The sequence below is a fragment of the Jhaorihella thermophila genome (assembly GCF_900108275.1).
Lineage (GTDB): Bacteria > Pseudomonadota > Alphaproteobacteria > Rhodobacterales > Rhodobacteraceae > Jhaorihella > Jhaorihella thermophila.
The window spans coordinates 278,161-291,416 of record NZ_FNVD01000002.1 but is presented as its reverse complement, the minus strand read 5'-3'; the positions used below and the strand labels follow the sequence as shown (position 1 = coordinate 291,416).

Annotated in this window: 13 protein-coding genes; 11 read left to right on the top strand and 2 right to left on the bottom strand. The window is 65.9% G+C overall.

Translation table 11 applies throughout. The features are described 5' to 3' along the window. Nucleotides 1–21 precede the first annotated feature (21 nt). From C4S70_RS04560 to C4S70_RS04530, 7 genes are all read left to right on the top strand, one after another. Nucleotides 22–810, top strand: coding sequence for a cyclase family protein (locus tag C4S70_RS04560; RefSeq protein ID WP_104006906.1), 789 nt, complete (start codon nt 22–24; stop codon nt 808–810). Between the two features lie 3 nt (nt 811–813). Beyond that, nucleotides 814–1,743, top strand: a complete 930-nt coding sequence (locus C4S70_RS04555; RefSeq protein WP_104006905.1) for a fumarylacetoacetate hydrolase family protein — start codon at nt 814–816, stop codon at nt 1,741–1,743. A 46-nt stretch (nt 1,744–1,789) separates the two neighbouring features. After that, nucleotides 1,790–2,497, top strand: a complete 708-nt coding sequence (gene trmB / locus C4S70_RS04550; protein ID WP_104006904.1) for a tRNA (guanine(46)-N(7))-methyltransferase TrmB — start codon at nt 1,790–1,792, stop codon at nt 2,495–2,497. Between the two features lie 223 nt (nt 2,498–2,720). Beyond that, nucleotides 2,721–4,073 carry a 3-phosphoshikimate 1-carboxyvinyltransferase gene (gene aroA / locus C4S70_RS04545; protein ID WP_104006903.1) on the top strand — a complete coding sequence of 451 codons (1,353 nt, stop codon included), beginning with the start codon at nt 2,721–2,723 and terminating at the stop codon, nt 4,071–4,073. A gap of 59 nt (nt 4,074–4,132) precedes the next feature. Continuing rightward, a complete protein-coding gene (locus C4S70_RS04540) occupies nt 4,133–4,585 on the top strand; it encodes a hypothetical protein (protein ID WP_104006902.1) in 453 nt (150 codons plus the stop codon). Then, nucleotides 4,585–5,217, top strand: coding sequence for a (d)CMP kinase (cmk, locus tag C4S70_RS04535; protein WP_104006993.1), 633 nt, complete (start codon nt 4,585–4,587; stop codon nt 5,215–5,217). Before C4S70_RS04540 ends, cmk begins: the two co-directional genes overlap by 1 nt. After that, nucleotides 5,214–6,212 (top strand): aldo/keto reductase, encoded by a 999-nt coding sequence (locus C4S70_RS04530; RefSeq protein ID WP_104006901.1) that lies wholly within the window; start codon nt 5,214–5,216, stop codon nt 6,210–6,212. Before cmk ends, C4S70_RS04530 begins: the two co-directional genes overlap by 4 nt. Before the next feature lie 226 nt (nt 6,213–6,438). Here the strand turns inward: C4S70_RS04530 and C4S70_RS04525 are convergent, their stop codons facing one another. Together C4S70_RS04525 and C4S70_RS04520 are read right to left on the bottom strand one after the other, a co-directional pair. Continuing rightward, the gene (locus C4S70_RS04525) at nt 6,439–7,503 is read right to left on the bottom strand and encodes a response regulator (protein WP_160114840.1); all 1,065 of its coding nucleotides are present in this window, start codon (nt 7,501–7,503) and stop codon (nt 6,439–6,441) included. A gap of 412 nt (nt 7,504–7,915) precedes the next feature. Next, nucleotides 7,916–9,148, bottom strand: coding sequence for a LysR family transcriptional regulator (locus tag C4S70_RS04520; protein WP_104006899.1), 1,233 nt, complete (start codon nt 9,146–9,148; stop codon nt 7,916–7,918). Between the two features lie 140 nt (nt 9,149–9,288). Between C4S70_RS04520 and C4S70_RS04515 the strand changes: the two genes are divergently transcribed. From C4S70_RS04515 to C4S70_RS04500, 4 genes are all read left to right on the top strand, one after another. Next, entirely contained in the window at nt 9,289–10,026 is a 738-nt protein-coding gene (locus C4S70_RS04515; protein ID WP_104006898.1) for a PIG-L deacetylase family protein, read from the top strand. Beyond that, nucleotides 10,023–10,718, top strand: a complete 696-nt coding sequence (locus C4S70_RS04510) for a 4-carboxy-4-hydroxy-2-oxoadipate aldolase/oxaloacetate decarboxylase (RefSeq protein WP_104006897.1) — start codon at nt 10,023–10,025, stop codon at nt 10,716–10,718. Before C4S70_RS04515 ends, C4S70_RS04510 begins: the two co-directional genes overlap by 4 nt. A gap of 126 nt (nt 10,719–10,844) precedes the next feature. Further along, entirely contained in the window at nt 10,845–11,879 is a 1,035-nt protein-coding gene (locus C4S70_RS04505) for a 4-oxalomesaconate tautomerase (RefSeq protein WP_200822722.1), read from the top strand. 156 nt (nt 11,880–12,035) lie between these two features. Then, nucleotides 12,036–13,121: a TRAP transporter substrate-binding protein gene (locus C4S70_RS04500; RefSeq protein WP_104006896.1), complete on the top strand. Its 1,086-nt coding sequence runs from the start codon at nt 12,036–12,038 to the stop codon at nt 13,119–13,121. Nucleotides 13,122–13,256 lie beyond the last annotated feature (135 nt).

Below are 13,256 nucleotides of genomic sequence, written 5' to 3'. Positions count from 1 at the left end.
CAACCACAAGGGGAGGAGATCATGCCACGCCGTTTCGTCGATCTGTCCGTGCCGCTGGAGACCGGGATCGTGTCCGACCCGCCGGTCATGCTGCCCGAGATCGACTACATGACCCATGACCAGACCGCAGAGCAGGTGATGGCGTTCTTTCCGGGGCTGCGGCGGGAGGATCTGCCGGGCGGCGAAGGCTGGGCGATCGAGCGGTTGCGGATCGCCACCCACAACGGCACTCATCTGGACGCGCCCTGGCATCATCATTCGACCATGAACCGCGCGATCAACGGCGGAGAACGCGCGATCACAATCGACGAAGTGCCGCTGGAATGGTGCTTCAATCCCGGCGTGAAGCTGGATTTCCGACATTTCGAGGACGGTTATGTGGTCTCCGCGGCGGATGTCGAGGCCGAACTGGAGCGGATCGGTCACGAATTGCAGCCGCTGGATATCGTGGTGGTGAACACTTCGGCCGGGGACCGCTATGGGAAAGCGGATTATCTGGTCAAGGGCTGCGGGATGGGGCGCGAGGCGACGCTCTACCTGCTGGAGCGCGGAGTGCGGGTCACCGGCACCGATGCCTGGAGCTGGGATGCGCCGTTTCCATTGACCGCCCAAGAATATGCCAGGACGGGCGAACCGTCGATCATCTGGGAAGGGCACCGCGCCAGCATGGAGATCGGCTATTGCCACATGGAGAAGCTGACCAATCTCGACCAGTTGCCGCCGACCGGGTTCACGATTTCCTGCTTTCCCTACAAGATCAAGGGCGCCAGCGCAGGCTTTACCCGCGCCGTCGCCATTTTCGAGGAGTGATCCATGCGTCTGGGCACGGTTTTCCACGAGGGCAAGGTCAAGGTGGTCGCGGCGCTGGATGACGAGACGCTGATGGATCTCGACCGCGCCGCGGAGCTGGCGCGTTATGAAACCGATACGTTCACATCGATGCAGAAGGTGATCGACCAGGGCGATTACGGGCTGGAGATGGCGACCCACCTGCTGCGCCGGGCCAATCGACGGACGGTGATCCGCGTCGAGGAGGTTACCTTTCTGCCGCCTCTGATGCCGGTGCAGTTCCGCGACTGCCTGGTGTTCGAAGAGCATCTGAAGAACAGCTTTGCCCAGGCCGGGCGCCTGTCGGGCCGCCGCTTCGAGATCCCGCAGGTCTGGTATGACCAGCCGATCTATTACAAGGGCAACCGCATGTCCTTTGTCGGACACGGGGCGGACGTGATCTGGCCGGCCTATTCCGAACATCTGGACATCGAGCTGGAACTGGCTGCGGTGATCGGCCGGCACGGCAAGGACATCCGCCCCGAGGAGGCGGCCGACTACATCTTTGGCTACACGATCCTGAACGATTTCTCGGCGCGCGATGCGCAGATGGCCGAGATGGCCGGGCAGCTCGGCCCCGCCAAGGGCAAGGATTTCGACACCGGCAACGCGCTGGGTCCGTTCATACTGACCGCCGACGAGGTGGGGCACCCGGTGGCGCTGAGGATGGAGGCGCGGGTCAATGGCGAGATCTGGGGTGGCGGCACCAGCGCCGACATGCACCACGATTTTGGCGCGATTCTTGCCCATGTCTCGGCCTCGGAAACGATCTGGCCCGGTGAGGTGATCGGTTCGGGCACGGTGGGCACCGGCTGCGGGCTGGAGACGGGAAGGCGGCTGGCGCCGGGGGACGTGGTGGAGTTGGAGATCGAGAAGATCGGGGTGCTGCGCAACCGCATCGTGCGCCCCGAATGAGGGCGGGGCGTTGCCCAGGGCGGCGGCAGCCGCTAAATGGCGGCTCATGACGCAAGCATCCGAACGCCCGCATCGCAACTTCTATGGCCGCACTCGCGGCAAGACCCTGAAGAAGAGCCAGCGCGCTTATCTGGAGGAAGACCTCGCGAAACTCTCGCCGGGGCCGGTGGAGTGGGACGTGAACCCCGAGCGCAGGCCGCTGGACCTGGAGGCGCTGTTCGGCGGGCGCGAGGTGTGGCTGGAGGTCGGCTTCGGTGGTGGTGAGCACATGGTGTATCAGGCCACGCTGCACCCCGAGGTGGGCATCATCGGGGCCGAACCCTTCATCAACGGGGTGGCGATGCTGCTGGGCAAGATCCGGCGGGCGGGGGTGACCAATGTGCGGGTCCATCCCGGCGACGCGAGGGATCTGATGGACGTTCTGCCCGAGGCATCGATTTCGCGGGCGTTCCTTCTCTATCCCGATCCGTGGCCGAAGAAAAAGCATCACCGCCGCCGCTTCGTCACGCCCGAGCATCTGGAGCCGTTGGCCCGCGCGATGAAGCCCGGCGCGATCTTTCGGGTGGCGACGGACATTCCCGATTACGTCCGTCAGACGCTGGAGGAAGTGCCCAGGGCCGGGTTCGAATGGCTGGCCGAGCGTCCCGCCGACTGGCGCGAGCCTTGGGAGGACTGGATCTCGACCCGCTACGAACAGAAGGCGCTGCGCGAGGGGCGGGTGCCGCATTACCTGACCTTCCGGCGGCTGGGGTGAGATGGAGGCGGGGCCGGTGGCCCATGGCATCGGGCACGAACGGCGATCCGGAACCTTGGCGGTTTGGTGGGCGAGGGGCGCTGCCCGTTGCGCCGCAGACGCACCAAAGGTGCGACGCGCTTCCCTGGGTATTTCGGACCAGAAAAAAGCAGGGGCCTAGCTGCTGGACCGGGGCGGGGCAATTGGGTAAGCCCTGAACGGCGAGAAGAAAAAAGGAATACCGATGTCGTCTCATGGCTCCGTGATCCCGATGCGTTCCACTCCCTGTGGTCCCTTGAGCGGTGTGGCCGAGGTGCCGGGGGACAAGTCGATTTCGCATCGGTCGCTGATCCTGGGGGCACTGGCGGTGGGCGAGACGCGGATCTCGGGGCTGCTCGAGGGGCAGGACGTTCTGGACACGGCTGCCGCGATGCGGGCCTTTGGGGCCGAGGTGGTGGATCATGGCGGCGGCAACTGGTCGGTCCATGGCGTGGGCGTCGGCGGGTTCGCCGAGCCGGATCAGGTGATCGACTGCGGCAATTCGGGCACCGGGGTGCGGCTCATCATGGGGGCGATGGCGACCTCGCCGATCGTGGCGACCTTTACCGGAGATGCGAGCCTGAACAAGCGGCCGATGGCGCGGGTGACCGATCCGCTGGCGCTGTTCGGGGCGCGGGCGGTGGGGCGCTCGGGCGGGCGGTTGCCGATGACGATCGTGGGCGCGGCCGACCCGGTGCCGGTGCGCTATGAGGTGCCGGTGCCATCGGCGCAGGTGAAGTCGGCGGTGCTGCTGGCCGGGCTGAACGCGCCGGGCCGGACGGTGGTGATCGAGCGCGAGGCGACGCGCGATCATACCGAGCGGATGCTGGCCGGTTTCGGCGCCGAGATCGCGGTGGAGGAGACCGGCGAAGGCCGCGTCATCACCCTGACCGGGCAGCCGGAGCTGAAGCCGCAGGTGATCGCCGTTCCGCGCGACCCGTCGAGTGCGGCGTTCCCCGTGTGCGCGGCGCTGATCGTTCCGGGATCGGACGTGCTGGTGCCGGGCATCGGGTTGAACCCGACCCGGGCGGGGCTGTTCACCACGCTGCGCGAGATGGGGGCGGACCTGACCTATGAGAACCAGCGCGAAGAGGGCGGCGAGCCGGTAGCGGATCTGCGTGCGCGCTATTCGCCCGACATGGAGGGGATCGAGGTTCCGCCCGAGCGCGCCGCCAGCATGATCGACGAATACCCGATCCTGTCTGTGGTGGCGGCGAATGCGCGCGGACGGACCATGATGCGGGGCGTCAAGGAGCTGCGCGTGAAGGAAAGCGACCGGATCGACGCCATGGCCACCGGGCTGCGCGCGAACGGGGTGGAGGTCGAGGAGGGCGAGGACTGGTGGGCGGTCACCGGGCGCGGTGCGGGCGGCGTGCCCGGCGGGGCGGTGTGCGCCAGCCATCTGGATCATCGGATCGCGATGTCGTTTCTCGTGCTCGGCATGGCGGCGAAGGCGCCGGTGTCGGTGGATGACGGCGGACCGATCGCCACGTCATTCCCGATTTTCGAGGGGTTGATGGGCGGCCTTGGCGCGCGAATCGAACGGGCCGAGGCGTGAGTCCGGCGCGGGTTGCATATTGGGTTCTCTGCGCGGCGACTCTGGTCGTATATGCTGCAATGGTCCTGTGGACGCTTCCGGCGATTGCCGCAGAGGCGGGCGGTCTGCTGCCCTTTGACCTGCGGCCCACGGGGTATTCGGCGGAGGAGGCGCGCACCTTTCTCGCGGCGCTGAGCGACGAAGGCCGGGCGATCTATGCCGGGCCGCAACGGGCATTGGATGGGGTCTATCCGGCCTTGCTCGCCGCCGTGCTGGCCGGGGCGGTCAAGGCCCTGTTTCGGCGCGGGCCATTGCGGGTCGTGTTAATGCTGGCGGTGCTGGGCGGGATGCTGGCGGACTATGCCGAGAACCTGCGGATTGCCGCGATGCTTGCCGCCGGGCCGGAGGCAACCGATGCGATGATCGAGGCGGCAAGTCGCGCGACGGTCACCAAGTCGGCGCTGACCGGCGCCGTGATGGGGCTTGTGCTGCTGGCGCTGGCGCGGCGCCTGAGGCGGAAATGGAGGGGGTGATGCGGTTTACCGTGGCAATTGACGGGCCGGCTGCGGCAGGCAAGGGCACCGTGTCCCGCGCCATCGCGGAGCGGTTCGGGTTTGCGCATCTCGACACGGGGCTGTTGTATCGCGCGGTGGGTGCGAAGGTTCTTGCCGGCGCCGATCCGGTCGCGGCGGCGCGCGATCTTCGGCCGGAGGATCTTGAGGCCGGCGATCTGCGCACCCAGGCCGTGGCCGAAGCGGCCAGCAAGGTTGCGGCGATTCCCCAGGTGCGCGCGGCGCTGGTGGACTTCCAGCGGTCCTTCGCCCGGCGTGAAGGCGGCGCGGTACTTGACGGGCGCGACATCGGCACGGTGATCTGCCCCGAGGCCGAGGTGAAGCTGTTCATCACCGCCAGCGCAAAGGAACGCGCCCGCCGCCGCTGGCTGGAGCTGCGCGAAAAGGGGGCGGACGTGACGCTGGAACAGGTGCTGGCCGAGGTCGAAGCCCGAGACGCACGCGACCGCGAACGCGCCACGGCGCCCCTGGAAATCGCGCCCGACGCGGTGGTGATCGACACCTCCGAGATGGATATCGAACAGGCGGTCGCGGCAGCGGCGGCGCATGTGGAGCAGCGGTTGAAGGCCACGAAGGAAGGGAGCGAGACATGAAGATGCGGCGCATGGGGGCAGACGGCCCCGAGGTTTCGGCGATCGGCATCGGCGCGATGTCGTTTTCCGATTTCTACGGCCCGACCGACGAGACGCACAGCCACGCCATCCTTGACGCCGCGCTGGAGGCGGGCGTGACCCATGTGGACACGGCGAACGTCTATGGCATGGGCGGGTCCGAACGGGCCATCGGCTCCTACCTCAAGGCCCATCCCGGTGCGCGCGACCGGTTCCATATCGCCACCAAGGCGTCGATCACCCGCGATTCGGACGGCAACCGTTGTTTCGACAACTCGGCCGCACATCTGGAGGCGGAACTGGACAAGTCGCTGGAGCGGCTGGGCATCGACTGCGTGGATCTGTTCTATATCCACCGCCGCGACCCGAACATCCCCGTCGAAGAGGCGACGGAAAACCTCGCCCGGCTGGTGCGCGCGGGCAAGACCCGTGCCATCGGCTTTTCCGAAATCGCCCCCTCCAGCCTGCGGCTGGCGATGGCGGTGCACCCCGTGGCGGCGGTGCAGTCGGAATACTCGCTCTCCACGCGCGCGCCCGAACTGGGGCTGGTGCAGACCTGCGCCGAACTGGGCGTGGCGCTGGTGGCTTTTTCACCGGTGGGGAGGTCGCTTCTGACCGATCATCCGCTGGCGCCCGAGGTGATCCCGACGCTGGGGTGGCTGTCCACCAACCCGCGTTTTCAGGAACCGAACCTGTCGGCGAACCTCAAGATCACCGACGGCTTCCGGGCGTTGGCGGCCGAGATGGGCGAACCGGCCGCGGCGCTGGCGATCGCGTGGCTGTTGCGGCAAGGCGATCACGTCATCCCGATCCCCGGCACGCGGTCGGTCGAACATTTCAGTGAACTGGTGCGGGGCACCGAAATCGAGCTGACCGATGACGACATGGCACGCATCGAACGCGTGCTGCCCGTCGGGTGGGCGCATGGCGACCGCTACAGCGCGGCGCAATGGGTCGGCCCCGAACGCTATTGCTGACCGTCGGAGCCGATCTCTGTCGTCCTGCCGTTTTCCGGGGCAAGGGAAAAGGGTCCGAACTGCTTTCCGCGTCTTCATCTTGCCGAAAATACTCCGGGGAGCGCGAGGGGCAGCGCCCCTCGCATCGGTCGGATCGGCGCAGCCGATCCGAAACGGGTGCCCAAAGCTTCCCCCGGATCGGGGTGCGTGCTGCGCTGGCCGCCGGCCGGCGACATCCTTGGGCAGGCTAAAGCTTGCGCAGCGAGCGTTCCTCGCGCAGCAGCTGGTGCAGCATCACCTCATAGCTTCGCCGTTCCAGATGGGCCTCTTCCGTGGTCAGGGTGCGGCGCTTGAGAACCTTCTTGGACAATTCCGCCGCCTCCCCGAGGCTCTGGTCGCGCAACTGCACGTTCTCGATCGCCCGGTTCAGGGCATAGAGCGCGCCCAGCTTGGTCAGCGACCGCATCGGAAAGCTCTCGCCTACGATGAGTTCCACGTTGGCGTTGATCTGGCGTCGCGCCACCAGGGTCGCCAGCAGCCGGTTCATCTGCTCCTCCATGCCCGCGAACGGCGTCTTCTTCTTGCCGTCGCTGATGCAAAGGAAGGTGCCGTTGCCGCGATAGGACAGGATGTTGCCATTGGCCTTGGTCAGTTTCGCGATCGCATAGGCCACGTCGTGCAGGATATCGCGGAAATGGGTCGAGGGCATGCTCAGGTGCAGATCCTTGGCGCGGGCGATCTTGATTGCCGTCGCCCATGATGTGAATCGGCGACCCTTGGAGAGTTGCAGAACATAGTTTTCGAACTGCGTGTAGCCCAGCACCCGCTCGACGCCTTCGATCCGGATCGGATCCTCCAGGCTGAACTGCAAGGTGGTGTCGAGCTCGTTCTTCAGCTTCCTGGCCTCTTCCCGGCTGGTCGAGGCCTGCATGTTCTGCTGCACCAGTTTTCGGGCGGTGCCCAACCGGCTGCGCAGTTCAAGAAAATCGAATGGCTTGGTCAGATAGTCGGTGGCCCCGGCGGTAAAGGCCTCGTCCACATATTTCTTTTCGGACATCGCCGTGAGCATGACGATCGGCGTGTCGGTATATTCGGGGAACTTGCGGATTTCGCGGCACAGATCAATGCCGTTCATTTCCGGCATCTGGATGTCCAGAAGGAAACAGTCGAAGGGCGGATCCTCCCGGTCGATCCTGCGCAACGCATCCGCGCCTGACGAGGCGATCGCAACGTCATAGGATCCCAGTGCGCTCAAGGCAGTCTTCAACAGTTCGAGGATGCTCGCTTCGTCATCCACGACGAGCAGCTTCATCTTGTCCTTTGCCGACGCCTTGGCGGCCCTTGCTGTGGGGTCGGCGGGCGACCCTGTGATGACACGACCTGACATCGTTTTCCTGCCCCATTACGAACTCTCGGAATTAACCATTAATTGAGGAATCTGCCGGAAAAGCGGCGCAAACTTGACCCGGCCCTGAAAATTGATGTTGGCGCGGTTAAGCCTTCTCTTGCTTTGGGAGGGCGGGAGAATACAATATCACCGAACCTGATCTGCTTCGGCTACCAGATGTTGAGATGTGGCTTGCACGAAATGTGCCAAAATTGTGCGCATCCCGTGGAATGAACATCTGTCGGCGGCGGCAATGTTTCACGATAGCCGCGCCGCCTGCTTGTCCGGTCGGACACGGCAATGCAGAACCAGCGTGCAAGGCCTTCACCGGGGTAGGTCAGGCCGATGCTTCGCGGGTGACCCGGGGGCTGGCCTGCCTCAGCAGCTCCAGCAGAAGCGATTGCGTCGCCGTGGGGCGCCAGTCGGCCCGGGTCGTGATGCCTATGGGGCGCGGGGTGTCGTTCAATGAGACGTCCAACGCGACAAGCTCGCCGCGCTTGAGTTCATGCCGGACCTGATGGGCCGAGATCAACGCCAGCCGGTCGCTGTCCAGCAGCAGCCCGCGCGCGAGAATCAGCGAGGAGGTTTCGACCAGCCGTTCGGGCGGAGCGAGCCCTTCGCACCGGAACAGCGCGTCAAAGCGGGACCGTGTCGGGATTCCGGGGGCGGGGACGACCCAGGCGAACTCTGCCAGATCCTGCGGCGTCAGGTTCCGGCGCTCCGACAGCGGGTGCCCACGCCGCGCGACTATGGTCAGGGCATCGTCCAGAAGCCGTTCCTGCCGGATGTCGTCGGTCGGTGGCGGATCGCGCAGGGCACCGATCAACAGGTCCAGTTCGCCCTGGCGCAGATCGCCCAGAAGATCCGCATAGGCGCCGTCATGGACGCGCACGGTCACATGCGGGCGCTGGCGTTCCAGCGCGTTGATCGCCCTCGGCAGGATGAAGCTGCGCGCCAGCGGCAGGCTGCCGATGCGTATCTGGGCGGTGTCGTGGCCCGCCCATGCGTTGATCTCGGCGATACCCTGCCGGAGTTCGGAGAATGCCAGCCGGGCGTGCCGCTCCAGTTCCCGCGCTGCCGGGGTCAGCACGATCGACCGGGCCTCTCGCTTGAACAGGGTCAGGCCCGCCAGACGCTCCAGATCCCGGGCAACCCGGTGCAGCGAGGGCTGCGAAATGCCGATATTGCGTGCCGCCCAGGAAAAGTTTCCGGTGTCCGACACCGCCAGGAGTGCCCGCAGCTGGGCCGATGTCAGAAGCTGGTCGAAGCTGGTGAATCCCGACTTCCGGCCCTGGTTCCGCGGACGGGCGGCCCTGCGCGCGCCTTCCCGCAAATAGGCCAGCGCCTGATCGACCCGCGTGACGAACATCTGTCCCGGCTCGGTGGGGACCATGCCGGTGCTGGTGCGGATGAACAGCGCGATGCCCAGCGTTCGCTCCAGCCCGGCAATGGCCTGGGTGATCGCCGGCTGCGACAGGAATACCGTCGAGGACGCGGGCGAAATGCTGCCGCAACGCACGACTTCGCTGAAGGCCCTCAGGTGGCGAAGATTCAGTGTTTCATGGGGCATGATGTCGGTTTCGGCGTCTGTCTTGTCGGGTCAGTATAGGCATTTCTTATTGCGCTTCATCCGTTTTGAAGTGGTGTTGCGGGGGAATCCGCGCCTATCTGGTCGGGACATCGAACGAAGGCAGACGGGGATCGCCCGGAATGAGCGAGAAAAGAACCGCGCTGGTCATCAGCGCCCATGCCGCCGATTTCGTCTGGCGCTGTGGCGAGGCGATCGCGCTGCATCAGCAGCTTGGCTATGAGGTGACGGTCGTCTGCCTGTCATTCGGCGAACGCGGTGAAAGCGCGAAGCTGTGGAAACAGGGAGGCATGACGCTGGACAGGGTGAAGGCGGCGCGCCGTCGCGAGGCCGAGGACGCCGCCGCCGAGCTGGGGGCGCATGACATCCGGTTCCTCGACCTTGGCGACTATCCGCTGGAACTGGACCGCGAGGCCAGGTTCCGGCTGGTGGACATCATCCGCGAGGTGCAGCCGGGGTGGATGATGAGCCATTCGAAATGGAATCCCTACAATACCGATCACATGTATGCCACGCAGGTGGCGCTGGAATGCCGGATGATCGCGCAGGCCTGGGGGCACAATCCGGGGCAGAAGGTGCTGGGGGCGCCGCAGCTCTATCTGTTCGAGCCGCACCAGACCGAGCAGATGGGCTGGAAGCCCGACGTGTTTCTGGACATCACGCCGGTCTGGGAGAAAAAGCGCGCTGCGATCGAGTGCATGGAGGGTCAGCAGCACCTGTGGGAGTATTACACGAATCTCGCCCGGAACCGGGCCAACCATTTCCGCCGCAATTCGGGCGGGCAGGCCGGCGGGCGGAATGCGGAATACGCGGAAGGATTCCAGTCGGTCTTTCCGCGGACGGTGGATGAACTGACATGAGCGGATACGGGCTGGGCGCGACCGGCGTGGTCGTTCGGGACATCCCGCGCGCGGGGCGTGACGTGATTGCGCGGCTGGGCGCGGCCGGCGTGGCGACGGTGCACGAGGCGCAGGGGCGTTCGGGGCTGATGGCGGCGCGGATGCGGCCCATCCAGCAGGATGTCGCGGTCGCCGGCCCGGCGGTGACGATCAGCGCGCCGCCGGGGGACAACTGGATGGTGCATGTGGCGATCGAGCAGTTGCGAGAGGGGGACATTCTGGTTCTGGCCCCGACCGCGCCCTGCGACATGGGGTATTTCGGTGATCTGCTGGCGACGAGCGCAATGGCGCGGGGCTGCCGTGCTCTGGTGATCGACGCGGGCGTGCGCGATACGCGGGATCTGCGGGCGATGGGTTTCGCAGTGTGGTCGACGGCGGTGTCGGCGCAGGGGACGGTGAAGGAGACCCTGGGCGCGGTGAACGTGCCGGTGATCTGCGCCGGGACGCTGGTGCATCCCGGCGATGTGATCGTGGCGGATGACGACGGGGTTTGCGTGGTGTCGCGGGCGCGCGCGGCGGAGGTGGCCGGCGAGGCTGAGGCGCGGATGGCAGCCGAAGAGGAAAAGCGGCGTCGGCTGGCCTCGGGAGAGTTGGGGCTGGACATCTACGGGATGCGGGCGCGGCTGGCGGAAAAGGGGTTGAAATACGTCTGATGGGCGGTTTCGGACCGCGGATGCGGTCCGACCGGGGCGAGGGGCTCCGCCCCTCGCGCTCCCCGGGGTATTTGAAACCGGAAAGAAGCAGGGAGGGCCGGGTATGTCCCAGGGGATCCGGGCGATGTGGATGCGGGCGGGGACGTCGAAGGGGGGGTCTTCCTGGCATCGGATCTGCCTGCGGAGACTGGGGCGCGGGACCGGTTGCTGCTGCGGGCGATGGGGGCGCCGGATGCGCGGCAGATCGACGGGATGGGCGGCGGGGATCCGTTGACGTCGAAAGTGGCGGTGGTGAAGCCGTCCGAGTGCCCCGGCGTGGATGTGGACTATCTGTTTCTGCAGGTGTTCGTGGACCGGCCCGTGGTCAGCGACGCGCAGAACTGCGGCAACATGCTGGCCGGTGTCGCGCCCTTTGCGATCGAACGGGGCCTGGTTGCGGCGCGGGATGGAGAGACGCCGGTGACGATCCGGATGGAAAATACCGGACAGGTGGCGGTGGCGCGGGTGTGCACGCCCGGCGGGCGGGTCAGCTATGCCGGGGATGCACGGATCGACGGGGTGCCGGGGACCGCCGCGCCGATACCGATTTCGTTTCGCGACATGGCCGGCTCCAGTTGCGGGGCGCTGTTGCCCACCGGGCGCCCGCTGGACGTGGTGGAGGGCGTCGAGGTCACGATGATCGACAATGGAATGCCCTGCGTCGTGATGCGGGCGGCGGATCTCGGGATCGGCGGGGGCGAGCGGCCGGAGGAGCTGGAGGCCGATGCGGCGCTGCGCGCCCGGCTCGAGGAGATCCGGCTGGCCTGCGGGCCGATGATGAACCTGGGCGATGTGGCGGAAAAGTCCGTGCCGAAGATGACACTGGTCAGTCCGGCGCGGCGGGGCGGGGCGATTTGCACCCGCACCTTCATTCCGCATCGCTGTCACAAGGCGATCGGGGTGCTGGGCGCGGTCAGCGTCGCCACCGCCGGCCTGATTGCGGGCAGCGTCGCCAGGCCCCTGATGGATCGCGGCGACGGGCGGGACCGGAGGCTGTCGATCGAGCACCCCACGGGTGAGATGTCGGTGGTCGCATCGTTGTCCCCGGCCGGTGCCGTGGAGAACGTCGCCGTCCTGCGCACTGCGCGGAAGCTGATGGATGGCGTGGTCTTCGCAGATTGACAGGACGCGGGCGGCGCCTGGGACCATGTGCCGTTTTCAGAGTGCCCGGAATTTGTGCAAACGCCGACAAGGTATTGACATTCCGTCCCCGGTGGTCAGCATGGCGCTGCGAAGTTTTCTGAAATAACTAACGACAACGCGGAGGAGTGAAAGATCATGCATCGTCGTAAGTTCCTTAAGGGGGCCGCCCTTGGCGCCGGCGCAACCGCCCTTGCAGCCCCGGCCATCGCGCAGCAGCGCAAGACCATGACCATCGTGTCGACCTGGCCGCGGGACTTCCCCGGTCTGGGCATCTCGGCGCAGCGTCTGGCCGCACGCATCACGGAACTGTCCGAGGGCCGTCTGACCACCGAGTATTTCGCCGCGGGCGAGCGCGTGGGCGCCTTCGACTCGTTCGACGAAGTGGCTTCGGGCAACAGCCAGGCCTATATCGCCGCTGACTACTATTGGGTCGGCAAGCATCCCGGTTTCGCCTATTTCACCTCGGTGCCGTTCGGCATGACGACGGTGGAATGGAACGCCTGGATCAAGTTCAAGGGCGGTCAGGAGCTTTGGGACGAAATCTCGGGCGAGTTCGGCCTCAAGGCGCTGCCCTGCGGCGCGACCGGCACCCAGGCCGGTGGCTGGTTCAACAAGGAGATCGAGAGTCCCGAGGACCTCAAGGGCCTGAAGATGCGCATTCCGGGACTGGGCGGCAACGTCATGTCCAAGCTGGGCGTGTCCACAGTGTCGCTGCCGGGCGGCCAGATCTATGAAAACCTGGTGTCGGGCGCCATCGACGCGACCGAATGGGTCGGTCCCTACAATGACTACTTCATGAAGTTCTACGAGGCGGCCAAGTACTACTATACCGCCGGCATGCACGAGCCGGGCGGCGGTCTGGCCTTTGGCATGAACAAATCTTGGTGGGAAAGCCTGTCGGATTGGGAAAAGGCCGTGATCGAGGCCGCGTGCATGGAAGAGCATGCCGCCGCCTACGAAGAGAACATGGCCAACAACGGTGAATACATGGCCAAGCTGGTCAATGACCACGGCGTCGAGATCCGCAACTTCAACGACGACATCTGGGATGCCTTCGGCGAAGCGGCCGCGGAAGTGTTCGAGGAAACTCGCGCCCATTCGGCGCTGGCGGCAAAGATCGACGACAGCTTCCAGAAGAACCTGCGCGAGATCGGCGGAACGATGGCGCTGTTCGAGACGACCTTCGTCAACCAGCGCAACCGCGTGCTCGGCCTGGTCTGAGCTTGACCGGAAACCGAAATGAGCGAAGAGCGGGGCTGCGGCCCCGCTCTTTTCATACCGGCGGTTCCGGTGATAAAGGGTCTGTGCCGTGGCCCCGCTCTTTTCATACCGGCGGTTCCGGTGATAAAGGGTCTG

Bases quoted from the DNA above. Each gene is read 5' to 3' on its own strand.
- C4S70_RS04560 (WP_104006906.1), top strand. From the start codon at position 22: ATGCCACGCCGTTTCGTCGATCTGTCCGTGCCGCTGGAGACCGGGATC.
- C4S70_RS04555 (WP_104006905.1), top strand. From the start codon at position 814: ATGCGTCTGGGCACGGTTTTCCACGAGGGCAAGGTCAAGGTGGTCGCG.
- trmB (WP_104006904.1), top strand. From the start codon at position 1,790: ATGACGCAAGCATCCGAACGCCCGCATCGCAACTTCTATGGCCGCACT.
- aroA (WP_104006903.1), top strand. From the start codon at position 2,721: ATGTCGTCTCATGGCTCCGTGATCCCGATGCGTTCCACTCCCTGTGGT.
- C4S70_RS04540 (WP_104006902.1), top strand. From the start codon at position 4,133: ATGGTCCTGTGGACGCTTCCGGCGATTGCCGCAGAGGCGGGCGGTCTG.
- cmk (WP_104006993.1), top strand. From the start codon at position 4,585: ATGCGGTTTACCGTGGCAATTGACGGGCCGGCTGCGGCAGGCAAGGGC.
- C4S70_RS04530 (WP_104006901.1), top strand. From the start codon at position 5,214: ATGAAGATGCGGCGCATGGGGGCAGACGGCCCCGAGGTTTCGGCGATC.
- C4S70_RS04525 (WP_160114840.1), bottom strand. From the start codon at position 7,503: ATGAAGCTGCTCGTCGTGGATGACGAAGCGAGCATCCTCGAACTGTTG.
- C4S70_RS04520 (WP_104006899.1), bottom strand. From the start codon at position 9,148: ATGCCCCATGAAACACTGAATCTTCGCCACCTGAGGGCCTTCAGCGAA.
- C4S70_RS04515 (WP_104006898.1), top strand. From the start codon at position 9,289: ATGAGCGAGAAAAGAACCGCGCTGGTCATCAGCGCCCATGCCGCCGAT.
- C4S70_RS04510 (WP_104006897.1), top strand. From the start codon at position 10,023: ATGAGCGGATACGGGCTGGGCGCGACCGGCGTGGTCGTTCGGGACATC.
- C4S70_RS04500 (WP_104006896.1), top strand. From the start codon at position 12,036: ATGCATCGTCGTAAGTTCCTTAAGGGGGCCGCCCTTGGCGCCGGCGCA.